This window comes from Variovorax sp. LjRoot290 (genome assembly GCF_964253985.1).
Taxonomy (GTDB): Bacteria; Pseudomonadota; Gammaproteobacteria; order Burkholderiales; family Burkholderiaceae_C; genus Variovorax.
In genome coordinates, this window is record NZ_CAXURW020000001.1 from 405,097 (window position 1) to 427,744 (window position 22,648).

A 22,648-nucleotide genomic window follows, 5' to 3' on the forward strand; every position below is an offset into this window, starting at 1 on the left:
CATCCCCATGAATTGTTTTCTCGACGCGCTGCGCGCGCTCGCGGTGGCCGCTGCCGCATCCTTCTGCATGGTCGTCCACGCCCAGGTGCCGGCGCCGCCCGAAGTCGCGGCGCGCAGCTACCTGCTGCTCGACATCACGGCCAACCAGCTGCTCGCGCAAAAGGACATCGACAGCCCGGTCGAACCGGCCTCGCTCACCAAGCTGATGTCGGCTTATCTGGTGTTCGACGCGCTCAAGGCCAAGAAGATCAGCCTGCAGCAGACCTTGCCGGTCAGCCCGCGCGCCTGGAAGATGCCCGGCTCGCGCATGTTCATCGACCCCAAGATGCAGGTGCCGGTCGAAGACCTGGTCAAGGGCTTGATCGTCCAGTCGGGCAACGACGCCACCGTCGCGCTGGCCGAAGGCGTGGGCGGCACGGTCGAGCATTTCGTCGAACTCATGAACGAGCAAGCCAAGGCGCTCGGCATGAAGAACACCAGCTACAAGAATCCCGAAGGCCTCACGGCGCCGGGCCATAGCACCACGGCGCGCGACCTCAGCATCCTGGCGACGCGCCTGATGCGCGACTTTCCGGAGTATGTGCACTACTACGCCATCAAGAAGTACCGCTATCCCGGCACTCCCTCGACCAACGACACCAACCGCAATCTGCTGCTGTTCCGCGACCCGACCGTCGACGGCCTCAAGACCGGCCACACCGATGCGGCCGGCTACTGCATGATCGTGACCTCGAAGCGCGATTTCCCGAACCTCGGCGGCGGCCGGCGCCTGCTGTCGATCGTTCTGGGCGCGGCGAGCGAGAACGCACGGGCCAACGAGTCGCAGAAGTTGCTGAACTGGGGCTACACCGCTTACGACGCGGTTCGCCTGTTCGACGCCAACCAGGCGGTGGCGACGCCGGCGGTCTGGAAGGGCAAGGAAAACACCGTCAAGCTGGGCCGTCCCGAGGCGATCGTGGTAGCGGTCCCGGCCGGCTCGGCGAGCAAGATCAAGACGCAAGTGGCACGGCCAGACCCGTTGGTCGCGCCGTTCTCCCGCTTCCAGCCGATCGGCTCGCTCAAGATCACGCTGGCCGACCAACCGGTCGCCGAAGTGCCGCTCGTGGCGCTGGAGCCGGTCGAGCAAGCTGGCGTGCTGGGCCGCGCCTGGGACGCCGTCCGGCTCTGGATCAAGTGAGGTCGGCGCCCCTGCGCAGCTGAAATTGCGGCGTCACGGCCGCACTGCTATACTCGTGGGCTTTTCGGAAAAATCCGAAGGGATTCACGTTTTCGTCATCTCCCGGCCCCTTGTGTCACGACAAGGATTCTTGCCGGGGTGTTTTGGGACTTATTCATTCATGCCAACCATCAATCAACTGGTGCGTCAGGGTCGCGAGGTCGAAAAGATCAAGTCGAAGAGCCCTGCCATGCAGAACTCGCCGCAGCGTCGCGGCGTCTGCACCCGGGTCTACACCACGACCCCGAAAAAGCCGAACTCGGCGCTGCGGAAAGTCGCCAAGGTGCGCCTGACCAACGGCTTCGAGGTCATTTCCTACATCGGCGGCGAAGGCCACAATCTGCAGGAACACAGCGTCGTGCTGGTTCGCGGCGGTCGTGTCAAGGACTTGCCCGGTGTGCGCTACCACATCGTGCGCGGTTCGCTGGACCTGCAAGGCGTGAAGGATCGCAAGCAGTCGCGTTCCAAGTACGGCGCGAAGCGCCCCAAGAAGGCTTAAGGCTTTCTGTCGTTCAACGGTGTTCGGCGTGCCCTGGCAGGCGCATCGGACGAAGTGACCCGCTGTTGGGTCGAGTAAGTGAGAGTTCTTGTTGGCTCTCGCGGTGCCGGAAACGGTGCCAACTGAAGCAAAGAGGTTAGAAAAATGCCACGTCGTCGCGAAGTCCCCAAACGTGAAATCCTGCCGGATCCCAAGTACGGCAATGTCGAGCTGTCCAAATTCATGAACGTGATCATGGAAGGCGGCAAGAAGGCGATCGCCGAGCGCATCATCTATGGCGCGCTCGACCAGATCGAGAAGAAGAACCCGGGCAAGGACCCGGTCGAAGCCTTCACCATGGCCATCAACAACGTCAAGCCGATGGTCGAAGTGAAGTCGCGCCGCGTCGGCGGTGCGAACTATCAGGTTCCGGTCGAGGTGCGCCCGGTGCGTCGCCTGGCGCTGTCGATGCGCTGGATCAAGGAAGCCGCCCGCAAGCGCGGCGAGAAGTCGATGGCCCTGCGTCTGGCCAACGAACTCATGGAAGCCACGGAAGGCCGTGGCGGTGCCATGAAGAAGCGCGATGAAGTGCACCGCATGGCCGAAGCCAACAAGGCCTTCAGCCACTTCCGCTTCTAACAACAGCCCACTAGTCAGACAGGCTGGAAGCCCGACCCACCGAATGCGGTGGGCGGGCTTTCATCCGTTAACGGAGTAATTTTCATGTCCCGCAAGACCCCCATCGAGCGCTACCGCAACATCGGTATTTCTGCGCACATCGACGCCGGCAAGACCACCACCACCGAGCGCATCCTGTTCTACACCGGTGTGAATCACAAGATCGGTGAAGTGCACGATGGCGCCGCCACGATGGACTGGATGGAGCAGGAGCAGGAGCGCGGCATCACGATCACGTCCGCTGCCACCACCTGCTTCTGGAAGGGCATGGGCGCCAACTTCGACGAACACCGCATCAACATCATCGACACCCCGGGCCACGTGGACTTCACGATCGAAGTCGAGCGCTCGATGCGCGTGCTCGACGGCGCCGTGATGGTGTACGACGCCGTCGGCGGCGTGCAGCCCCAATCCGAAACCGTCTGGCGCCAGGCCAACAAGTACAAGGTGCCGCGCCTCGCGTTCGTCAACAAGATGGACCGCACGGGCGCCGACTTCCTGCGCGTGCGCCAGATGATGGTGGACCGCCTGAAGGCCAATCCCGTCGTGATCCAGATCCCGATCGGCGCCGAAGACCGCTTCCAGGGCGTCGTCGACCTCGTCAAGATGAAGTCGATCATCTGGGACGAAGAGAAGGGCGTGACCTTCAAGTATGGCGAGATCCCCGCCGACCTGGCCGCCGTCTGCGCCGAGTACCACGAGAAGCTGGTCGAGGCCGCCGCCGAATCGAGCGAAGAGCTCATGAACAAGTACCTCGAAGGCACCGCGCTGACCGAGGTCGAAATCAAGGCCGGCATCCGCCAGCGCACCATCGCCGGCGAAATCCAGCCGATGCTGTGCGGCTCCGCGTTCAAGAACAAGGGCGTGCAGGCGATGCTCGACGCCGTCGTCGAATACATGCCAGCGCCGACCGACATTCCGCCGGTCAAAGGCATGGACGAAGACGAAACGCCGACGACCCGCAAAGCCGACGACAGCGAAAAGTTCTCGGCGTTGGCCTTCAAGCTCATGACCGACCCGTTCGTGGGCCAATTGACCTTCGTGCGCGTCTACTCGGGCGTGCTGACCAAGGGCGACAGCGTCTACAACCCGGTGCGCGGCAAGAAGGAGCGCATCGGCCGGATCGTGCAGATGCACGCCAACAACCGCGTGGAAGTCAGCGAAATCCGCGCCGGCGACATTGCCGCGTGCATTGGCCTGAAGGAAGTGACCACGGGCGAAACCCTGTGCGACCCCGCTGCCATCCTGACGCTCGAGCGCATGGTGTTCCCGGAGTCGGTGATTTCGCAGGCCGTCGAGCCGAAGACCAAGGTCGACCAGGAAAAGATGGGCATCGCGCTGCAGCGTCTTGCGCAGGAAGATCCGTCTTTCCGCGTCAAGACCGACGAGGAGTCGGGTCAGACCATCATCGCCGGCATGGGCGAGTTGCACCTCGAAATCATCGTGGACCGCATGAAGCGCGAGTTCGGCGTGGAAGCCAACGTCGGCAAGCCGCAGGTGGCTTATCGCGAAACCATCCGCAAGACGGTCGAAGATGCCGAAGGCAAGTTCGTGCGCCAGTCGGGCGGCAAGGGCCAGTACGGCCACGTCGTGCTCAAGATCGAGCCGCAGGAAGCCGGCAAGGGCTTCGAGTTCGTCGACGCGATCAAGGGCGGCGTGGTTCCTCGCGAATACATCCCGGCGGTCGAAAAGGGCGTGATCGAAGCGCTGGGCCAAGGCGTGCTCGCCGGTTATCCGGTGGTCGATGTCAAGGTCACGCTGCACTTCGGTTCGTACCACGACGTGGACTCGAACGAAATGGCCTTCAAGATGGCCGCGATCTTCGGCTTCAAGGAAGGCTGCCGCAAGGCCAGCCCGGTCATTCTCGAGCCGATGATGGCCGTGGAAGTCGAGACGCCTGAAGACTACGCCGGCAACGTGATGGGCGACCTGTCTTCACGTCGCGGCATGGTGCAGGGCATGGAAGACATGATGGGCGGCGGCAAGGCCATCAAGGCCGAGGTCCCGCTGTCGGAAATGTTCGGCTACTCGACCACGCTGCGTTCGATGTCGCAAGGCCGCGCCACTTACACGATGGAGTTCAAGCACTACGCCGAAGCTCCGCGCAACGTGGCCGAAGCCATTGTCGCTTCCCGCACCAAGTAAGAAGTTCTGTCTGCGACCGTGTGCCTCTCGTTGCCCGTGGCGAGAGAACCAGCAACATGGTGCAGACGTTAAACCATACACGGGCACTGCTCTTTCAAGGATAGAAAATGGCAAAAGGAAAATTCACCCGCACGAAGCCGCACGTGAACGTGGGCACGATCGGTCACGTGGACCATGGCAAGACCACGCTGACGGCGGCGATTGCGACGGTGCTGTCGACGAAGTTCGGCGGCGAAGCCAAGGCCTACGACCAGATCGACGCGGCGCCTGAAGAAAAAGCGCGCGGCATCACCATCAACACCGCCCACGTCGAATACGAAACGGCCAACCGCCACTACGCCCACGTCGACTGCCCCGGCCACGCCGACTACGTCAAGAACATGATCACCGGTGCCGCCCAGATGGACGGCGCCATCCTCGTGTGCTCGGCCGCCGACGGCCCCATGCCCCAGACCCGCGAGCACATCCTGCTGGCCCGTCAGGTCGGTGTGGGCTACATCATCGTCTTCCTGAACAAGTGCGACATGGTGGACGACGCCGAGCTGCTGGAGCTCGTCGAAATGGAAGTGCGCGAGCTGCTGGACAAGTACGAATTCCCCGGCGACGACACCCCCATCATCCATGGCTCGGCCAAGCTCGCCCTGGAAGGCGACAAGGGCAAGCTGGGCGAGGAAGCCATCATGAAGCTGGCTGACGCGCTGGACACCTACATCCCCACGCCCGAGCGCGCGGTCGATGGCACCTTCCTGATGCCCGTGGAAGACGTGTTCTCCATCTCCGGCCGCGGCACGGTGGTGACCGGCGCTGTGGAGCGCGGCGTCATCAAGGTCGGCGAGGAAATCGAGATCGTGGGCATCCGCCCGACGGTGAAGACCACCTGTACCGGCGTGGAAATGTTCCGCAAGCTGCTGGACCAGGGCCAGGCCGGCGACAACGTCGGCGTGCTGCTGCGCGGCACCAAGCGCGAAGAAGTCGAGCGCGGCCAGGTGCTGTGCAAGCCCGGCTCGATCAAGCCGCACACGCACTTCACCGCCGAGGTGTATGTGCTGAGCAAGGACGAAGGCGGGCGTCACACGCCGTTCTTCAACAACTATCGCCCGCAGTTCTACTTCCGCACGACGGACGTGACCGGCGCGATCGAGCTGCCCAAGGACAAGGAAATGGTCATGCCCGGCGACAACGTCAGCATCACCGTGAAGCTGATCAACCCGATCGCCATGGAAGAAGGCCTGCGCTTCGCGATCCGCGAAGGCGGCCGCACCGTGGGCTCGGGCGTGGTGGCGAAGATCCTCGATATCTGATTCGAGCGCACAAAGGAATCACCATGGCCACCAAGCAAAAAATCCGCATCCGCCTGAAGGCGTTCGACTACAAGCTGATCGACCAGTCGGCCGCCGAGATCGTGGACACCGCCAAGCGCACCGGCGCGATCGTCAAGGGCCCCGTGCCCCTGCCGACCCGCATGAAGCGTTTCGACATCCTGCGTTCGCCGCACGTCAACAAGACGAGCCGCGACCAGTTCGAGATCCGCACGCACCAGCGCCTGATGGACATCGTCGACCCGACCGACAAGACCGTGGACGCGCTGATGAAGCTCGACCTGCCGGCCGGCGTGGACGTCGAGATCAAGCTTCAATAAGAAACTTCGGTTACTTCACAAGAGCCCGCCCGCAGAAATGCCGGCGGGCTTTGTTTTTTGACACTTGGCTGTGGCATTCTCCGGGGGGGCGGCGATTGGCCGGGACGTGAACGCTCAGAGGGCGAAGATGAAGACTAGAACATGGCTCTTGCGGGCCTTTGCGGTGGCTGTCGCGGTGGTGCTTGGCGCATGTGGCGGCGGAGGCGGGGGCGGCGGCGGTTTTCCGATCGCGGGACTGCCGGGCGCGACGACCGTCACGCTGAACGGCACTGTTACTTTCGATTCGGTGCCGAATGCGACAGGGACGCTGAACTATTCGGCCATCGCGATCAAGCCGGTTCGTGGCGCTGTGGTCGAAGTCGTCAACGGCGCATCGGCGGTAGTGGCGACGGCGAGCACCGACGCCAGCGGCGCCTATTCCGTTTCCGTGCCTTCCAACACAACCGTCGTGGTGCGGGTCAAGGCCCAGATGCTGCAAACCGGCTCGGGCGCGAGCTGGGACGTCACAGTCCGCGACAACACCCAGTCCGACGCGATCTACGCGATGGAAACGCCCGCGTTTCCCACCGGCGTGGTGGCCACGCTCACGCGCGACGTCCACGCACCCTCCGGCTGGGACGGCACGAGCTATGCCTCGACCCGCGTCGGCGGGCCGTTCGCGCTGCTCGACACGATCTATACGACTCAGGCCAAAGTTCTCTCGGTGGCGCCGGGCACTGCCTTCCCGCTGCTGCGCGTGTTCTGGAGCGTCAACAACGTACCGGCGACGGGCAATCTGGCGCTGGGGCAGATCGGAACGACCTTCTTCACCAACAGGAGCACGGGCCGCGCCATCTACGTGCTGGGCAAGGAGAATGTCGATACCGACGAATACGACGCCCCCGTCGTGGCGCACGAGTGGGGGCACTACTACCAGTCGGCCTTCAGCCGCGACGACTCGCCAGGCGGCAGCCATTCCTTGAGCGAGCTGCTCGACCGGCGGCTGGCGTTTTCGGAGGGCTGGGGCAATGCTTGGTCGGGTATCGCGCTGGGACGCAGCAACTACACCGATTCCACCGGCCCGGGCCAGGCGCAGGGGGGCAACCTCAACCTGACCGCGGGCACGCCGACCAATCCTGGCTGGTTCCGGGAGGCGTCGATTCATTCGATCCTTTGGAACCTGAACAACCAGGTCGGCTTCAAGCCGATTCATGACACCCTGACCGCCACATCGTTCAAGAACGGCGTCGCGGTTACCTCTATTCATCCGTTCACTGGCGCCTTCAATTCTGCGGCGCCAGGCAGCGTCGGAGCCTTGAACGCATTGCTCGCCGGTCAGAGTATCAATGCAGCCTCGAACGATCCTTTCGGGGTGCAGGAAACGAACGGCAGCACCGTCGTTGGACTCCAGAGTTTTGCCTTGCCTATGTACAAAGCGGCCACTGTTGGGGGCGCCACGTCTGCTTGCGTGACCAACCAGGCGGGGGCGGGCAACAAGCTGGGCAGCTACGTCTACCTGCGGTTTACCGCCCCGGCGGGCAATCACCCGATCACGGTTACAGGGCCTCCCGCCGCGGATCCGGATTTCGTCGTTTACGCGGGACGCCAAATCGCCGAGGCCGACGGCCTAGGTGCGAGCGAAACCGCCACTGTCAGCCTCCCCGGTGGCGAGGCCGTTCTGGTCTTGAACGACTTCAACAACTCGTCGTCGAACACATGCTTCACCGTCACCATCAATTGAGGAGCGCATCCATGCGTGCATATCGCAGCTTGGCAGCCATCGTCGTCGCGTCGCTGGCGATGGGCGTGTCCTTGCAAGCCTGCGCCGACAGCAAGCCGGAGCGCAGTGCGCCCAAGATGACCGCGGCGCCGGCAAAGTCGAACGGCTCCGGCGTTTCCGTCCAGTACCGCGTCGACGGCACGCCGCAGGCCGGGAGTGCGGTTTCCGTCGTGCTGAGCTTCGACGGCATCACCGATCCCGCCGGCGCCTCGGTCCGCCTGACGGCCGAAGGGGGGCTCTCGCTGGTCGGCGCCGGAGGAACGCAGGCGCTGCCGGCCGGCCAGGCGACGACATTGACGGTCCAGGTCGTGCCCAGCGCCGAAGGCGTCGGCTATCTCCATGTGTTCACGACCCAGCGCGGCGCCACCAGCGCCACCTCGGTCCCCGTGCAGGTGGGCAAGGCCGCTTCCGCCATGCCCGCGAGCGACACGCTCAAGCAGACGCCGGACGGCGACAAGATCCGGTCGATGCCGGTGAAATAGGGCCCGCTGCGCGATTCCTTTCGGCCGCTTGCTCTTGCGGCCGTCCGCGGGCTATAATATTTGGCTCTGCCTAACTTGCGCCTTTTTGGTGTTCGTTGCGCAGAGCTTTATTAACCTTCTTCCGCATACCAAACGCTGTCGCCAATTGAAGTGGCAGCGGCGGGAGTTTTGGAGAAAAACCAATGAGTCTGAGCAACTCCCTCGGGTTGCTGGGCCGCAAGGTGGGGATGATGCGTCTCTTCACCGATGACGGGGATGCAGTTCCTGTCACGGTGGTGGATGTGTCCAACAACCGTGTGACCCAGATCAAAACCCAAGAGACCGATGGCTACGTCGCACTGCAAGTGACGTTCGGCTCGCGCAAGGCATCGCGCGTCACCAAGCCCGAAGCAGGTCACCTCGCCAAGGCTGGCGTCGAAGCCGGCGAAATCATTCAGGAATTCCGCGTGACGGCCGATACGGCAGGTCAGCACAAGGCCGGCGGCGTGATTGCCGCGGCCAGCGTGTTCGCGGTGGGCCAGAAGGTCGACGTGCAAGGCACCTCGATTGGCAAGGGCTACGCCGGCACCATCAAGCGCCACAACATGAGCTCGCAGCGGGCGTCGCACGGCAACAGCCGTTCGCACAACGTCCCCGGCTCCATCGGCATGGCGCAGGATCCGGGCCGCGTGTTCCCGGGCAAGCGCATGACGGGCCATCTCGGCGACGTCACCGTGACGACCCAGAACCTCGACGTCATCCGTATCGACGAAGCACGCCAGCTGCTTCTGATCAAGGGCGCGATCCCGGGCTCCAAGGGTGGCTTCGTCACCGTGCGTCCGGCCGTCAAGGCCAAGCCGCAAGCGGCTGAAGGAGCGAAGTAAATGCAACTCGAACTCCTGAACGAACAAGGCCAGGCCGCGTCGAAGTACGACGCCCCCGAGACCGTGTTCGGCCGTGACTACAACGAAGACCTGGTTCACCAGATCGTCGTCGCATTCCAGGCCAACGCACGCCAAGGCACGCGCGCCCAGAAGGACCGCGAACAGGTCAAGCACTCGACCAAGAAGCCTTTCAAGCAAAAGGGAACGGGCCGTGCCCGTGCCGGTATGACTTCCTCGCCGCTGTGGCGCGGGGGCGGCCGCATTTTCCCGAACATGCCCGACGAAAACTTCTCGCAGAAGATCAACAAGAAGATGTACCGCGCCGGCATGGCCTCCATCTTCTCGCAGCTCGCTCGCGAAGGCCGTCTGGCCGTGGTCGATTCGATCAAGGTCGACTCGCCCAAGACCAAGGCGCTGGCCGCCAAGTTCAAGGCGATGAATCTCGAGTCCGTGCTCGTGATCGCCGAGGAAGTCGACGAGAACCTGTACCTGGCCTCGCGCAACCTGGTGAACGTGCTCGTCGTCGAGCCGCGTTACGCCGATCCGGTGTCGCTGGTCCACTACAAGAAGGTGCTGGTCACCAAGGGCGCCGTCGACAAGCTCAAGGAGATGTTCGCATGAGCCGCATGAACCCGACTCCGCAGCAGCGTCAGTTCGACGAAGGTCGTCTGATGAGCGTTCTGGTCGCCCCGATCGTGTCCGAAAAGGCCACGATGGTCGGCGAGAAGTCGAACGCAGTCACTTTCAAGGTGTTGCAGGACGCCACCAAGCCCGAGATCAAGGCCGCCGTCGAACTGATGTTCAAGGTCCAAGTCCAGGGCGTGTCGGTGCTCAACACCAAGGGCAAGACCAAGCGCTTCGGCAAGTCCGTCGGCCGCCGCGACAACGTTCGCAAGGCCTATGTGACGCTGAAGGCCGGTCAAGAGCTCAATCTCGTTGGGGAAGGCGCTTAATCATGGCCGTCATCAAGATGAAACCCACTTCGCCGGGCCAGCGCGGCGCGGTGAAGATCTCGCGGGACCACCTCTACAAGGGTGCGCCGCACGCTGCCCTGCTGGAACCCCAGTTCCAGAAGGCCGGCCGCAACAACAACGGTCACATCACGACCCGTCACAAGGGTGGTGGCCACAAGCACCACTACCGCGTGGTGGACTTCGTGCGCAACAAGGACGGCATCCCGGCCAAGGTCGAACGCATCGAGTACGACCCGAACCGCACCGCCCACATCGCGCTCGTGTGCTACGCCGATGGCGAGCGCCGCTACATCATCGCCCCGCGCGGCCTGGAAGCCGGTGCAACGCTGTTGAGCGGGGCGGAAGCCCCGATCCGCGCCGGCAACACGCTGCCGATCCGCAACATTCCCGTGGGTTCGACGATCCACTGCATCGAACTGCAGCCCGGCAAGGGCGCGCAGATCGCCCGTTCGGCCGGTACCTCGGCCACGCTGCTGGCCCGCGAAGGCGTCTACGCCCAGGTCCGCATGCGCTCGGGTGAAGTTCGCCGCGTGCACGTCGAGTGCCGCGCGACCATCGGTGAAGTCGCCAACGAAGAACACAGCCTGCGCCAGCTCGGCAAGGCCGGTGTGAAGCGCTGGATGGGTATCCGCCCGACCGTTCGCGGCGTGGTGATGAACCCGGTCGACCACCCGCACGGCGGCGGCGAAGGCAAGACCGGCGAAGGCCGTCATCCTGTCGATCCGTGGGGCAATCTCACCAAGGGTTATCGCACCCGCAACAACAAGCGCACGCAGGTCTTCATCGTGTCGCGTCGCAAGAAATAAGGGACAGCACAATGACTCGCTCTCTCAAAAAGGGTCCGTTCGTCGACCACCACCTGGTGGCCAAGGCCGACAAGGCCGTGACGACCAAGGACAAGAAGCCGATCAAGACCTGGTCGCGCCGCTCGATGGTCTTGCCCGAGTTCATCGGCCTGACCATTGCCGTGCACAACGGCAAGCAGCACGTGCCTGTCTATATCACCGACCAGATGGTCGGCCACAAGCTCGGCGAATTTGCGCTCACGCGCACGTTCAAGGGGCACCCCGCGGACAAGAAAGTCCAGAAGAAGTAAGGAACGACCATGTCTGAAACACGTGCAGTCCTCCGCGGCGTCCGCCTTTCGGTCGACAAGGGCCGTCTGGTCGCCGACCTGATCCGCGGCAAGAAGGTCGATCAAGCGCTCAACATCCTGCAGTTCACGCAGAAGAAGGCCGCTGTGATCGTCAAGAAGGTGCTCGAGTCGGCCATCGCCAACGCCGAGCACAACGACGGTGCCGACATCGACGAACTGAAGGTCAAGACCATCTACGTCGAACAGGGCGCCACGCTCAAGCGCTTCACCGCGCGCGCCAAGGGTCGCGGCAATCGCATCAGCAAGCCGACGTGCCATGTGTACGTGACGGTCGGCAACTAAGAGGCTGGAAGAAATATGGGACAGAAAATCCACCCCACCGGCTTCCGCCTCGCGGTCAGCCGTAACTGGTCCAGCCGCTGGTACGCAAGCAACCGCGACTTCGCGGGCATGCTGGCCGAAGACATCAAGGTGCGCGAGTACCTGAAAAAGAAGCTCAAGAACGCGTCCGTGTCGCGCGTGCTGATCGAGCGTCCCGCCAAGAACGCACGCATCACGATCTACTCGGCACGTCCGGGCGTCGTGATCGGCAAGAAGGGCGAGGACATCGAAAACCTCAAGCGCGAACTCGGCAAGCAGCTGGGCGTGCCGGTCGCAGTGAACATCGAAGAAGTGCGCAAGCCCGAAATCGATGCGCAGCTGATCGCCGACAGCATCACGCAGCAGCTCGAGAAGCGGATCATGTTCCGCCGCGCCATGAAGCGCGCCATGCAGAACGCCATGCGTCTGGGTGCCCAGGGCATCAAGATCATGTCGGCCGGCCGCCTGAACGGCATCGAAATCGCCCGCACCGAGTGGTACCGCGAAGGCCGCGTGCCGCTTCACACGCTGCGCGCCGACATCGACTACGGCACCTCGGAAGCCAAGACCACCTACGGCGTCATCGGCGTCAAGGTCTGGGTCTACAAGGGCGATACGCTGGGTCGTAACGACCTGCCGGCCGTCGAAACGCCGCGTCCCGAAGAAGAGCGCCGCCCGCGTGGCCCGCGCCGCGATGGCCGCCCCGGTGGCGACCGTCCCGGTTCCGACCGCCGCGGCCCCGGCCCGCGCGCCGGTGCCCGTGGTCCGATCGGCGGCAACGTCGCTCCGGCCGACGGCAGCGACAAGCCCGCAGAAGCCACTGGTGGTGCCCCGGCAGCACCGGGTGCAGACTCGAAACCCGCCGTTAAGCGCGTGCGCAAGCCCGCGCCAGCTGCAGCAGCTGACGGTGCCAAGAACGAGTGATCGTTCTTAGATCCACGGAGTAACAAACATGCTGCAACCTGCACGCAGAAAGTTCCGCAAGGAACAAAAAGGCCGCAACACCGGCATCGCGACCCGCGGCAACGCGGTGTCCTTCGGTGACTTCGGCCTGAAGTCGATCGACCGCGGCCGCCTGACGGCGCGCCAGATCGAAGCCGCTCGTCGCGCGATCTCGCGCCACGTCAAGCGCGGTGGCCGCATCTGGATTCGCGTGTTCCCCGACAAGCCGATCTCCCACAAGCCCGCCGAAGTGCGGATGGGTAACGGCAAGGGCAACCCCGAGTACTACGTCGCCGAAATCCAGCCTGGCAAGGTGATCTACGAGATCGTCGGCGTGCCCGAAGAACTCGCCCGCGAAGCGTTCCGCCTGGCTGCCGCCAAGCTGCCGCTGCGCACCACCTTCGTCGCGCGCCAGCTCGGCGCCTGATCGAGGAGAACACTGATGGCAACACGTAAGAAGAAGGACGCCGCGGCCACGCCGGCCAAGGTGTCGAAGGCGCAAGCGCTGCGCGACAAGGACGTCGCCGGCCTGCAGACCGAAATCAAGGATCTGCAGAAGGCCCATTTCGGCCTGCGCATGCAGAAGGCTACGCAACAACTGTCGAACACGTCGACGCTGCGCGTCACGCGCCGCGACATCGCTCGTGCCAAGACCATTCTTGCGCAGAAGCAGCAGCAAGAAACTCAAGCCGCCAAGTAAGGAGTGAACATGACGGAAGCTAAAAAATCCCTCAAGCGCACCTTGATCGGCAAGGTGGTCAGCGACAAGCGCGAGAAGACCGTGACCGTGCTGGTCGAGCGTCGTGTGAAGCACGAGCTCTACGGCAAGATCGTGGCCAAGACGAGCAAGTACCACGCCCACGACGAAAAGGGCGAGTACAAGATGGGCGACACCATCGAGATCACCGAAAGCCGGCCGATCTCGAAGTCGAAGAACTGGGTCGTGACCCGCCTGGTCGAAAAGGCCGTGCTGGTCTGATCCCCCGGCGATACAGCCAAAGCAAAAGCGGCCCACAATGTGGGCCGTTTTTCTTTTTCAGGAGCAGTTCAGATGATCAAAGTCGGCGACACCCTTCCTCCCGCGACCCTGCAGGAGTATTCCGAAGTCGAAGGCGAGGGTTGCAGCATCGGGCCGAATCCGGTCGACGTGGCCAAGGCGGCCGCAGGCAAGACCATCGCGCTGTTCGCGCTGCCCGGCGCCTTCACGCCGACCTGCTCGGCCAAGCACGTGCCGGGCTACGTGCAGCACTTCGAGGACTTCAAGGCCGCCGGCGTCGACGAGATCTGGTGCGTGAGCGTCAACGACGCCTTCGTCATGGGCGCCTGGGCGCGCGACCAGAAGACCGGCGCCAAGGTGCGCATGCTGGCCGACGGCAGCGCCGCCTTCGCGAATGCGACTGGCCTGACGCTGGACCTGACGGCGCGCGGCATGGGCGTGCGCAGCAACCGTTATTCGATGCTGGTGAAGGACGGCAAGGTGGCGACGCTCAACGTCGAAGCGCCCGGCAAGTTCGAGGTCAGCGACGCCGACACGCTGCTCGCACAAGCACGCGGCTGAGCGCTCGCGAGCTTAAAGATCCACCTTGAGGTAGTGCGACCCCGCGATGGGGTTGTGATAGTACGGCGGCACCTCTTCGAAGCCCAGATCTTCGTAGAGGGCCCGCGCCGATTCCATGTCGTCGAGCGTGTCCAGCAGCACGCAGGCGTAGCCAGCGCCGCGTGCCGCGTCCAGCATGGCTTCGGCCAACTGGCGGCCGAGCCCCAGGCCACGGAAGGCGGGCCGCACGTAGAGCCGCTTCATTTCGGCCGCGTTCGGATAGTCGGACGTGTCCAGGGGGCGCAGCGCGCAGCAACCGGCGACATGGGCCAGGCCGCCCTGCGCCCGTTGAATCAGAGGCACATCGGCCATCGCGGCCGCGTCCTTGATGTCGACCAGCGCCAGCAGCAGCGCGCCGCGCGGCTCCTCGTAATCGCCGGGCAGATTGGCGAGCTCCTCGTCGAAGTTCTGGAAGCACAGATCGATGCCCAGCGAGGCCGCGTAGTCCTTGAAGATCGCGCGCGTCGCCTCGATTTCCTGCCTTTCGTCGGGCGTGATCAGCACGATGTCCGGCGTGTCCGCCAGGGGCAGGGGGCGTGAAGCAGAGAAGCTCATGCTCTGAGCGACGCGATCCACGCCGCAAAGGCCGCGCACACCGCGAACACCACCAGGGCCAGCAGCCGCGAGGCGGCATCGTCGCGGCTCGGTGCGGCGCTGCCGTCCACCAGCAGCTTGTCACCCGAGATCATCGGCCGCACCAGGCGGCGGCGCCTGATGAGCACGTAATAGAGCACCGCCAGCACATGCAGGCCGACCAGTGCAATCACGATCCATTTGCCCTGCGTGGTGTGCCACCCTGTGGCCAGGCTCACCGTCGCGCCGGAGACGAAGCGTGTGAGCGGGCCGGACGCGGTGATTTCGTCGTCGGCCACCAGGCCGCTCGCGACCTGCAGCGCCAGGATCGCAAGCAGCGCGAAAACCGAGAATGCGCCGAGCGGCGAATGGCCGATGAGGTGGTCCGGGTGAGCACGCCCGCGCAGGTAGTTCATGACCGAGCCGGGCGAATAGATGAAGGCAGCGAAGCGCGACCAGCGCCCGCCGATGAAGCCCCAGACGAGGCGAAACAGCAGGAGCGAAAGCACCGTGTAGCCCCCGCGAAAGTGCCACTCCATGATGCCGGCAAAGCCGGTCACGACCTGGCTGATCACCGCCGCCGTGAGCGCCCAGTGAAACACGCGCGTCGGCAGGTCCCAGACCCGCGTACGGGTCGCGCTGGCGTCACCCAGGCTCGCGCGGCGCGTGCTGGGCTCGAAGGTGTCGGACATCGGGAGGATGGGGTGCGCGAGGCTGCGGGAAACGCAGATTAGCAAAGTCGCGGCCGTCGCGCCTTCGGGTTGTCTCTATGCACGGCGCTCGCCCAGCCCCTGGACACTTGTCGCGGCGCCAGCCCTATGGCGCTTTCTAACAAGGAAACACGATGAATCGCCTTGCCTCGTTCACCCTGGCTGCGGCCGGTGCCGCGCTCTGCCTGCCTGCGATCGCCCAGTTTGCCAAGAAAGAAGACGCCATCAAGTATCGCCAGAGTGCGATGTTCATCCAGAGCCAGCACGTGACCCGCCTTGGCGCCATGGCCAGCGGTCGCGCACCCTATGACGCGGCGGCAGCGGTCGCCAATGCCCAGGTGGTGGCCGAGATCTCCAAGCTGCCCTGGGCCGGCTTCGGCCCCGGGACCGAGGGCGGCAAGGCCAAGCCGGAAATCTGGAAGGAACAGCCGAAATTCAAGGAGTTCAACGAGAAGCTGATGGCCGAGACCAGCAAGCTCCCGGCCGCTGCCGGCAACCTGGATACGCTCAAGGCCGCGATGGCATCGGTGGGTGACACGTGCAAGTCGTGCCACGATACTTTCCGTAAGGACTGATCAGGCCGGTCAGGCCTCGGCCAGCAGCTTCTCGATCAGCTTGTGCAGCTCGGCAAAGTCGGGTTCGCCCACATAGCGCTTCACGATCTCGCCGCGCTTGTTGACGATGTAGGTGGTGGGCGTGAGCTTCACGTCGCCCCAGGCCTGCGCCACCGCGCCGGTGTTGTCGATCGCCACCTTGAACGGCAGCTTGCGGGTTTCGACGAAGTTGACCACATAGCTCGGCGGGTCGTAGCTCATGGCCACCGCCAGCGTGTCGTAGCCCCGGCCCTTGTACTTGTCGTAGGTGGCGATCACCTTGGGCATCTCGGCCACGCAGGTGACGCAGCTGGTGGCCCAGAAATTGACCAGCGTGACCTTGCCCTTAAGATCGTCCGTGCTCTTCTTGCTGCCGTCGAGCAGCACGAAGGTCGATGCCGGCGCCGCCGACACTCCCGTACTCAGGTACACGCCCACGCCGATGGCCAGGGCGATCGCGATGGCGGCGGCGTAGATGATTTTTTTCATGGGAGAACGATGGATGGACCGCCGAGATTTTAGTTCCGCCTTCCTGGCCGCGCCCGCCGCCCTGGCATTGCTGGCCATGCGGCACGCTCATGCGCTGGCGATCGACGATCTCAGCGCCGGCGACGCCTCGAAGGGGCTCAAGGCCGCGCTCGAGAAGGGCGCCACCGCGGCGGTCAGTCTGTTGGGGCGGCAGGACGGCTTTCTGGGCAATCCCAAGGTCCGCATTCCGCTGCCCGGCTACCTCGAAGACGCGGCCAAGATGCTGCGCGTGGTGGGCCAGGGCGGCCGCATCGACGAACTCGTGACCGCGATGAACCGCGCTGCCGAGCAGGCGGTCCCGGCCGCCAAGGACCTGCTGGTGAATGCGGTGCGCACCATGAGCGTGGCCGATGCCAAGGGCATCCTGGTCGGCGGCGACACCTCGGTCACCCAGTTCTTCGCCAACAAGACCCGCGCGCCGCTCACGGAGAAATTTCTGCCCGTCGTGACCTACGCCACGGTCAAGGTCAAGCTGGCCGAGAAATACAACCACATCGCCGGCAAGGCGGCCGGCTACGGCCTGGTGAAAAAGGAAGACGCCAACATCCAGCGCTACGTGACCGGCAAGTCGCTCGACGGGCTCTACCTCATGATCGGCGAGGAAGAACGCAAGATCCGCCAGGACCCGGTCGGCAGCGGCAGCGCCATTCTGCAGAAGGTGTTCGGCGCATTGCGTTGATGCTCTTTTCGTTCCGTCCCCGATTCGCGGCGCTCGCCCTGGCCGCTGCCGCCCTCGGCGCCTGCAGCCCGGTCTTCAATTGGCGCGAAGTCCCGATCGGGGACGACGGCTTGATCGCGCTCCTGCCTTGCAAGGCCGACCGCGCGACGCGCATGCTGCCGCTCGGCGCCGAGCTGATCAGCGTCGACGTGACCGGTTGCGAGGCCGGCGGCGCCACATTCGCCGTCGCGCATGCCGCGGCCAGCGATGCGGCGCAGGCCGAGTCCTGGATGCACGCCTGGCGTGCGGCAACGCGCACGCAGCTGGCCGGTGCCCCGATGGCCGAGGCGCCGGCCGTGCTGCCCCGGGCCACCGACTCGCCCGGGCCCATGCGGCTCGAAACCCAGGCCGGCGCCAGCGCGCCGACCCACGTGCTCTGGTTCGCCCAGCAGCGCGCCGGAAAGATGGCGCTCTACCAGGCGACCGTGCTCGGCAAGCCTTCTTCGCCCGAGGCGCGCGCCATCTTTTTCGAGGGATTGCGTCTTCCGTGAGCGGCGTTCTTGCAGGCCGCGGCCGGATCGCCGCGGTCTTCCTGGCCTTTGCTTTCGCCTACTTTCTCTCGACGCTGGTGCGTGCCATCACCGCCACGCTGTCGCCCACGCTGACGGCGGACTTCGAGCTCCATTCGCGCGACCTCGGCTTGCTCGCGGGGGGCTATTTCCTCGGCTTCGCGTTCACGCAACTGCCGATGGGCAACTGGCTCGATCGCCACGGCCCCAAGCGCGTGATCCTCTGCTTCCTGGCGGTGGCGGTCGCCGGCTGCCTGCTGTTTTCGGTGGCGACGCAGTTCTGGCTGCTGCTGGCGGCGCGCGTGCTCACCGGCGTAGGCGTCAGCGCCTGCCTCATGGCGCCGTTGACCGGCTACCGCCGCTGGTTCGACCCGGCGCTGCAGCTGCGCAGCAACTCCTGGATGCTCATGATCGGCTCGCTCGGCCTGGTCGCCGCCACGCTGCCGGTGCAATGGCTGATGCCGCTGGTGGGCTGGCGGCCGCTTTTCTGGCTGCTCGCGGCCGGCGTGCTGGTTTCGATGCTGGTGATCGCCTGGGCGGCGCCGACCTGGGACAACGCCGCCCACGCCGCGAACGTTCAGGAAGTTGCGACGCCTCGCCAGGACGCCGGCTACGCCGCCGTGTGGCGCGATCCCTTTTTCCGCAAGCTCATGCCGATCGGTTTCTTCAATTACGGCGGCTTCGTCGCCATGCTGACGCTCTGGGTCGTCCCGTGGCTCACGCGTGTCGCCGGCTATGCGTCGGCCCAGGCCGCGGATGCACTGTTCTGGATCAGCATCGCGATGCTCGTCACCTACTGGCTCTGGGGTGCCGCCAACCCGTGGCTGGTGCGCCGCGGCATCGCCGCTGCCCGGCTGATCGGCTGGGGCCTGCCGCTCGCCATGGCGGCCCTGGCCGCCATTCTGGTGCTCGGCCCCGCGGCGGGCACCGTGGCCTGGGCGATTTTCCTCTGCAGCTCGACCGTCGTGGCGCTGGCCCAGCCCGCGGTCGCGATGGCGCTGCCCGCCTCGCTGGCGGGGCGCGCCCTCTCGGCGTACAACCTGGTGGTGTTTCTCGGCGTTTTCGTGGTTCAGTGGGGCGTCGGCCTCTTGGTCGACCTGTTCGGTCGCGCCGGCCTCGACACCGTGGGCGCCTTCCGTGGCGCGCTGGGCCTGTTTCTGGGATGCTGTCTGTTGTCTTATTTCTACTTCCTGTGGGCGCCCCCGCATAATCGACGGACTGCCCTCCGACCCGCATGAACAGCATCTTCATCATCGCCCACTCGCCGCTCGCCCAGGCGCTGCGGCAGTGCGCGCTGCATGTGTTCCCCGACAGCGAGGCCTCGGTCGTCGCGCTCGACGTGCTGCCCAATGTGTCGCCGGACGAAACCCTGGCGGCGGCGCGCATCACGCTGGCCCAGCTGCAGCGCACGCCGCGCTCGCAGGTGCTGGTGCTGGCCGACGTGTTCGGCGCCACGCCCTGCAACGTGGCGCAGAAGCTGGTCGACGGCGTACGCTCGCGCCTCGTGGCCGGCGTCAACCTGCCGATGCTGCTGCGCGCGGTGAGCTACCGCAACGAGCCGCTCGAAACCCTGGTGCAGCGCGCGCTCACCGGCGGCACCGCGGGCGTGATGCAGGTGGCGGTGGCGGCACCCCAGAATCAGGCAAGAAGAAAGCACAGTGACGAAGACATCCGTGACCATCAGCAATAAGCTGGGGCTGCATGCGCGCGCCTCGGCCAAACTCACCAAGCTCGCCGGCAGCTATCCGTGCGAGGTCTGGCTCGCGCGCGGCGACCGCCGCGTCAATGCCAAGAGCATCATGGGCGTGATGATGCTGGCCGCGGGCATCGGCGTGACGGTCGATATCGAAACCAACGGGGAACGGGAACAGGAGGCGCTGGACGCCATCGTTGCCCTCATGAACGACAAATTCGGAGAAGGCGAATGACCTTTGCCGTCCATGGGCTGCCGGTCGCCCGTGGCATTGCGATCGGACGTGCCGTGCTCGTGGTCTCGAGCCGCATCGATGTGGCTCACTACTTCATCAAGCCCGAGCAGATCGAGACCGAGATCGACCGCGTGCGCACGGCGCGCAACGCGGTGGCCGAGGAACTGCAGAAGCTGCAAGCCAGCGTCGCGCTGATGGGGCCGAACGACGCGCCGCACGAACTCGCGGCGCTGCTCGAAGTGCACCAGATGCTGCTGCAGGACGAGGTGCTGACCGGCGGCGTCAAGCACTGGATCGTCGAGCGCCTCTACAACGCCGAATGGGCGCTCACCACGCAGCTCGAGGTGATCGCGCGCCAGTTCGACGAAATGGAGGACGAGTACCTGCGCGAGCGCAAGGCCGACCTCGAGCAGGTGGTCGAACGCCTGCTGCACCGCATGAAAGGCACGGCCGCCGTGCTGGCCCCGACCCCGCCGCGGCGCAAGCGCAGGGCCGAGGACGACGACGCCGATCCGACCGCCAACGACGCCATCGACGCGCCGCTGGTGCTGATCGCGCACGACCTCTCGCCGGCCGACATGCTGCAGTTCAAGAAGAGCGTGTTCGCCGGCTTCGTAACCGATGTCGGCGGCCGCACCTCGCACACCGCGATCGTCGCGCGCAGCATGGACATCCCGGCCGTGGTCGGCGCGCGCAGCGCGAGCCAGCTGGTTCGGCAGGACGACTGGGTCATCATCGATGGCGACGGCGGCGTGGTGATCGTCGACCCCTCACCGATCATCCTGGCCGAGTACGGCTTCAAGCAGCGCCAGAACGACCTCGAGCGCGGGCGGCTTTCGCGCCTGCGCCACAAGCCGGCCGTCACGCTGGACGGCCAGCGCGTCGACCTGCTGGCCAACATCGAGATGCCCGAGGACACCATCGGCGCGGTCAAGGCCGGTGCGGTCGGCGTCGGCCTGTTCCGCAGCGAGTTCCTGTTCATGGGCCGCGAAGCGCAGCGCCTCACGCGCCTGCCCGACGAGGAAGAGCAGTACCAGGCCTACAAGCGCGCGGTCGAGGGCATGCAAGGCATGCCGGTCACGATCCGCACCATCGACGTCGGCGCCGACAAGCCGCTCGACGGCAAGTCGGTGCGCGACGACGGGCATCTGAACCCGGCACTGGGCCTGCGCGCGATCCGCTGGAGCCTGGCCGATCCGGCCATGTTCCTCACGCAGCTGCGCGCCATCCTGCGCGCCGCCGCGCACGGCGAGATCCATTTGCTGATCCCGATGCTCGCGCATGCGAGCGAGATTCGCCAGACGCTCTCGCTGATCGACTTCGCGCGTGCCGAGCTGGACAACCGCGGCGTGGTGCACGGCAACGTGAAGCTCGGCGCGATGATCGAGATCCCGGCCGCGGCGCTCACGCTCAAGACCTTCCTGAAGTACTTCGACTTCCTGTCGATCGGCACCAACGACCTGATCCAGTACACGCTGGCCATCGACCGCGCCGACGAGTCGGTGGCGCACCTCTACGACCCGGCCCATCCCGCGGTGCTGCGCCTGGTGGCCGAGACCATCGCCGAGTGCCGGCGCCAGGGCAAGGGCGTGAGCGTGTGCGGCGAAATGGCGGGCGACGTCATGTTCACGCGGCTCCTGCTGGGCATGGGGTTGCGCAGCTTCTCGATGCACCCCTCGCAGATCCTGGCCGTCAAGCAGGAGGTGCTGCGCGCCGACACGAGCAAGCTCGAAGCCTGGGCGCAGCAGGTGCTCGAGGCCGAAGAGCCGGCCGCCGCGCTCACGCCGGCCGCTGCGCCGCAATAAAACGAAACACGGCGAAACCGCCGCGAAAGGACTTCGCGGCGCCTGAATCGCACCATCGAGTCTTCCTGATCGACGTCCGATCAGTTCTCAAGGAAGACTCTCATGAAACCCTGGTTCAAACGTTCACTTTTCGGTTTCGCCGGTGCGGCACTCGTCGCGGGCAGCCTGGTCGGCTGCGGTCATCGCCATGGCTGGAGCGGCGCTTCCGAGCAGGACCGCGCCGAGTTCCGCGCCAGGATGGTCGAGCGCGTGGGCAGCAAGCTCGATCTCGATGCCGCGCAGAAGCAGAAGCTCACGGTGCTGACCGAGAAGCTGCAGGCCCAGCGTGCCGCGCTGCGCGGCGGCGGCGATCCGCGCGCCGAGTTCCGCGCCCTGTTCGCCGGCGCCAAGCTCGACCAGGAGCGAGCGAAGAAGCTGGTGGAAGACAAGACCGCCGCCATCCAGGTCGGCAGCCCCGAGGTGATCGCGGCCGCGGCCGACTTCTTCGACAACCTGAACCCGGCACAGCAGCAGAAGGTGCGCGAGTTCATGGAGCGTCGCGGTCGCTGGGGGCGCCATGGCTGAAGCATCTGCGCCGCGTTTCGTCGCGCCGCGGGCGCCGAGCGCGCCCTGGGCCCGGCAAGCCCCGATCGAAGGCTCGTCGTCCGGCGCCACGCTGGGCGGCGTGCGCATCGTGCTGCGCCTCGAAGGCCTCGTTGTGCTCGCGGCGGCTGTGGCCGCCTACATGCACCTGGGCGCGGGCTGGGGCGCCTTCGCGATGCTGTTCCTGCTGCCCGATCTGTCTTTCCTCGGCTACCTCGGCGGTCCGCGCGTGGGCGCCATCGCCTACAACGCTGCGCACTCGTACATCGGGCCGGTCGCGCTGCTGGTGCTGGGCTTCGTCGGCGACGTGCCTGCCGCACTGGCCCTCGGGCTGATCTGGTGCGCACACATCGGCCTCGACCGTTCGCTCGGTTATGGGCTCAAGTACGGCAACGAGTTCGGTGCCACGCACCTTGGCCGCATCGGGCGCGCCGACCCATGGTGAGCACGGCGATCCGATGCCGGCGGGGCTG

General features: G+C 65.3%; 31 protein-coding genes. 28 read left to right on the forward strand and 3 right to left on the reverse strand.

Going from position 1 to position 22,648, the window contains the following annotated elements; translation table 11 throughout:
- The first annotated feature begins 7 nt into the window (after positions 1-7).
- The 19 genes from ACSQ9A_RS02115 (at position 8) to ACSQ9A_RS02205 (ending at position 14,190) form a co-directional block, all read left to right on the forward strand.
- A complete protein-coding gene (locus ACSQ9A_RS02115) occupies positions 8-1,177 on the forward strand; it encodes a D-alanyl-D-alanine carboxypeptidase family protein (protein WP_436302517.1) in 1,170 nt (389 codons plus the stop codon).
- A gap of 160 nt (positions 1,178-1,337) precedes the next feature.
- Positions 1,338-1,715 (forward strand): 30S ribosomal protein S12, encoded by a 378-nt coding sequence (gene rpsL / locus ACSQ9A_RS02120; RefSeq protein WP_028249584.1) that lies wholly within the window; start codon positions 1,338-1,340, stop codon positions 1,713-1,715.
- A gap of 144 nt (positions 1,716-1,859) precedes the next feature.
- Positions 1,860-2,333, forward strand: a complete 474-nt coding sequence (gene rpsG / locus ACSQ9A_RS02125) for a 30S ribosomal protein S7 (RefSeq protein WP_093104188.1) — start codon at positions 1,860-1,862, stop codon at positions 2,331-2,333.
- Positions 2,334-2,417: 84 nt separating this feature from the next.
- Positions 2,418-4,517, forward strand: a complete 2,100-nt coding sequence (gene fusA, locus ACSQ9A_RS02130; protein WP_436302518.1) for an elongation factor G — start codon at positions 2,418-2,420, stop codon at positions 4,515-4,517.
- A 107-nt stretch (positions 4,518-4,624) separates the two neighbouring features.
- Positions 4,625-5,818, forward strand: a complete 1,194-nt coding sequence (gene tuf, locus ACSQ9A_RS02135) for an elongation factor Tu (protein WP_436296069.1) — start codon at positions 4,625-4,627, stop codon at positions 5,816-5,818.
- 23 nt (positions 5,819-5,841) lie between these two features.
- Positions 5,842-6,156, forward strand: a complete 315-nt coding sequence (gene rpsJ, locus ACSQ9A_RS02140) for a 30S ribosomal protein S10 (RefSeq protein WP_028250951.1) — start codon at positions 5,842-5,844, stop codon at positions 6,154-6,156.
- A 127-nt stretch (positions 6,157-6,283) separates the two neighbouring features.
- A complete protein-coding gene (locus tag ACSQ9A_RS02145; RefSeq protein ID WP_436302519.1) occupies positions 6,284-7,876 on the forward strand; it encodes a carboxypeptidase-like regulatory domain-containing protein in 1,593 nt (530 codons plus the stop codon).
- 11 nt (positions 7,877-7,887) lie between these two features.
- On the forward strand, positions 7,888-8,397 hold the full coding sequence (locus ACSQ9A_RS02150; protein WP_436302520.1) for a hypothetical protein: 510 nt from the start codon (positions 7,888-7,890) through the stop codon (positions 8,395-8,397).
- Between the two features lie 182 nt (positions 8,398-8,579).
- The gene (rplC, locus tag ACSQ9A_RS02155) at positions 8,580-9,260 is read left to right on the forward strand and encodes a 50S ribosomal protein L3 (RefSeq protein WP_126838203.1); all 681 of its coding nucleotides are present in this window, start codon (positions 8,580-8,582) and stop codon (positions 9,258-9,260) included.
- Entirely contained in the window at positions 9,261-9,881 is a 621-nt protein-coding gene (gene rplD / locus ACSQ9A_RS02160; protein ID WP_093104745.1) for a 50S ribosomal protein L4, read from the forward strand.
- Positions 9,882-9,886: 5 nt separating this feature from the next.
- Positions 9,887-10,213, forward strand: a complete 327-nt coding sequence (rplW, locus tag ACSQ9A_RS02165; protein ID WP_170855568.1) for a 50S ribosomal protein L23 — start codon at positions 9,887-9,889, stop codon at positions 10,211-10,213.
- Positions 10,214-10,215: 2 nt separating this feature from the next.
- Positions 10,216-11,040 carry a 50S ribosomal protein L2 gene (gene rplB, locus ACSQ9A_RS02170; protein ID WP_093104747.1) on the forward strand — a complete coding sequence of 275 codons (825 nt, stop codon included), beginning with the start codon at positions 10,216-10,218 and terminating at the stop codon, positions 11,038-11,040.
- Between the two features lie 11 nt (positions 11,041-11,051).
- A complete protein-coding gene (gene rpsS / locus ACSQ9A_RS02175) occupies positions 11,052-11,330 on the forward strand; it encodes a 30S ribosomal protein S19 (protein ID WP_007838132.1) in 279 nt (92 codons plus the stop codon).
- 9 nt (positions 11,331-11,339) lie between these two features.
- Positions 11,340-11,672, forward strand: a complete 333-nt coding sequence (gene rplV, locus ACSQ9A_RS02180; RefSeq protein WP_019657678.1) for a 50S ribosomal protein L22 — start codon at positions 11,340-11,342, stop codon at positions 11,670-11,672.
- 15 nt (positions 11,673-11,687) lie between these two features.
- A complete protein-coding gene (gene rpsC / locus ACSQ9A_RS02185) occupies positions 11,688-12,614 on the forward strand; it encodes a 30S ribosomal protein S3 (protein ID WP_093104748.1) in 927 nt (308 codons plus the stop codon).
- A gap of 28 nt (positions 12,615-12,642) precedes the next feature.
- Positions 12,643-13,059, forward strand: coding sequence for a 50S ribosomal protein L16 (gene rplP / locus ACSQ9A_RS02190; RefSeq protein WP_028250943.1), 417 nt, complete (start codon positions 12,643-12,645; stop codon positions 13,057-13,059).
- Between the two features lie 15 nt (positions 13,060-13,074).
- Positions 13,075-13,332: a 50S ribosomal protein L29 gene (gene rpmC, locus ACSQ9A_RS02195; RefSeq protein ID WP_436295015.1), complete on the forward strand. Its 258-nt coding sequence runs from the start codon at positions 13,075-13,077 to the stop codon at positions 13,330-13,332.
- A 9-nt stretch (positions 13,333-13,341) separates the two neighbouring features.
- Complete coding sequence (gene rpsQ / locus ACSQ9A_RS02200) at positions 13,342-13,611, forward strand: 30S ribosomal protein S17 (protein ID WP_093104757.1); 270 nt, start codon at positions 13,342-13,344, stop codon at positions 13,609-13,611.
- A 72-nt stretch (positions 13,612-13,683) separates the two neighbouring features.
- A complete protein-coding gene (locus ACSQ9A_RS02205; protein ID WP_093104760.1) occupies positions 13,684-14,190 on the forward strand; it encodes a peroxiredoxin in 507 nt (168 codons plus the stop codon).
- A gap of 12 nt (positions 14,191-14,202) precedes the next feature.
- Here ACSQ9A_RS02205 and ACSQ9A_RS02210 read toward each other — a convergent pair whose 3' ends face one another.
- Both ACSQ9A_RS02210 and ACSQ9A_RS02215 read right to left on the reverse strand, forming a co-directional pair.
- A complete protein-coding gene (locus ACSQ9A_RS02210) occupies positions 14,203-14,784 on the reverse strand; it encodes a GNAT family N-acetyltransferase (RefSeq protein WP_093104771.1) in 582 nt (193 codons plus the stop codon).
- Complete coding sequence (locus ACSQ9A_RS02215; protein ID WP_436302521.1) at positions 14,781-15,494, reverse strand: cytochrome b/b6 domain-containing protein; 714 nt, start codon at positions 15,492-15,494, stop codon at positions 14,781-14,783. Before ACSQ9A_RS02215 ends, ACSQ9A_RS02210 begins: the two co-directional genes overlap by 4 nt.
- A 152-nt stretch (positions 15,495-15,646) precedes the next feature.
- Here ACSQ9A_RS02215 and ACSQ9A_RS02220 point away from each other — a divergent pair, with 152 nt between their 5' ends.
- Entirely contained in the window at positions 15,647-16,087 is a 441-nt protein-coding gene (locus tag ACSQ9A_RS02220) for a c-type cytochrome (protein WP_436302522.1), read from the forward strand.
- A gap of 9 nt (positions 16,088-16,096) precedes the next feature.
- Here ACSQ9A_RS02220 and ACSQ9A_RS02225 read toward each other — a convergent pair whose 3' ends face one another.
- Positions 16,097-16,594, reverse strand: a complete 498-nt coding sequence (locus ACSQ9A_RS02225) for a TlpA disulfide reductase family protein (RefSeq protein WP_093104779.1) — start codon at positions 16,592-16,594, stop codon at positions 16,097-16,099.
- Between the two features lie 13 nt (positions 16,595-16,607).
- Here ACSQ9A_RS02225 and ACSQ9A_RS02230 point away from each other — a divergent pair, with 13 nt between their 5' ends.
- The 8 genes from ACSQ9A_RS02230 (at position 16,608) to ACSQ9A_RS02265 (ending at position 22,620) form a co-directional block, all read left to right on the forward strand.
- Positions 16,608-17,312: a DUF4197 domain-containing protein gene (locus tag ACSQ9A_RS02230; RefSeq protein WP_436302524.1), complete on the forward strand. Its 705-nt coding sequence runs from the start codon at positions 16,608-16,610 to the stop codon at positions 17,310-17,312.
- Positions 17,312-17,842, forward strand: a complete 531-nt coding sequence (locus ACSQ9A_RS02235) for a hypothetical protein (RefSeq protein ID WP_436295018.1) — start codon at positions 17,312-17,314, stop codon at positions 17,840-17,842. Before ACSQ9A_RS02230 ends, ACSQ9A_RS02235 begins: the two co-directional genes overlap by 1 nt.
- Positions 17,839-19,098, forward strand: coding sequence for an MFS transporter (locus ACSQ9A_RS02240; RefSeq protein WP_244503814.1), 1,260 nt, complete (start codon positions 17,839-17,841; stop codon positions 19,096-19,098). The genes ACSQ9A_RS02235 and ACSQ9A_RS02240 overlap by 4 nt, the downstream gene beginning before the upstream one ends.
- Positions 19,095-19,550 carry a PTS sugar transporter subunit IIA gene (locus ACSQ9A_RS02245; RefSeq protein WP_093104787.1) on the forward strand — a complete coding sequence of 152 codons (456 nt, stop codon included), beginning with the start codon at positions 19,095-19,097 and terminating at the stop codon, positions 19,548-19,550. The genes ACSQ9A_RS02240 and ACSQ9A_RS02245 overlap by 4 nt, the downstream gene beginning before the upstream one ends.
- Positions 19,519-19,788 carry an HPr family phosphocarrier protein gene (locus ACSQ9A_RS02250; RefSeq protein ID WP_436302525.1) on the forward strand — a complete coding sequence of 90 codons (270 nt, stop codon included), beginning with the start codon at positions 19,519-19,521 and terminating at the stop codon, positions 19,786-19,788. Before ACSQ9A_RS02245 ends, ACSQ9A_RS02250 begins: the two co-directional genes overlap by 32 nt.
- Positions 19,785-21,593 carry a phosphoenolpyruvate--protein phosphotransferase gene (gene ptsP, locus ACSQ9A_RS02255; protein ID WP_436302526.1) on the forward strand — a complete coding sequence of 603 codons (1,809 nt, stop codon included), beginning with the start codon at positions 19,785-19,787 and terminating at the stop codon, positions 21,591-21,593. The genes ACSQ9A_RS02250 and ptsP overlap by 4 nt, the downstream gene beginning before the upstream one ends.
- 102 nt (positions 21,594-21,695) lie before the next feature.
- On the forward strand, positions 21,696-22,157 hold the full coding sequence (locus tag ACSQ9A_RS02260; RefSeq protein ID WP_093104796.1) for a Spy/CpxP family protein refolding chaperone: 462 nt from the start codon (positions 21,696-21,698) through the stop codon (positions 22,155-22,157).
- A complete protein-coding gene (locus ACSQ9A_RS02265; protein WP_436302527.1) occupies positions 22,150-22,620 on the forward strand; it encodes a DUF4260 domain-containing protein in 471 nt (156 codons plus the stop codon). The genes ACSQ9A_RS02260 and ACSQ9A_RS02265 overlap by 8 nt, the downstream gene beginning before the upstream one ends.
- Positions 22,621-22,648 lie beyond the last annotated feature (28 nt).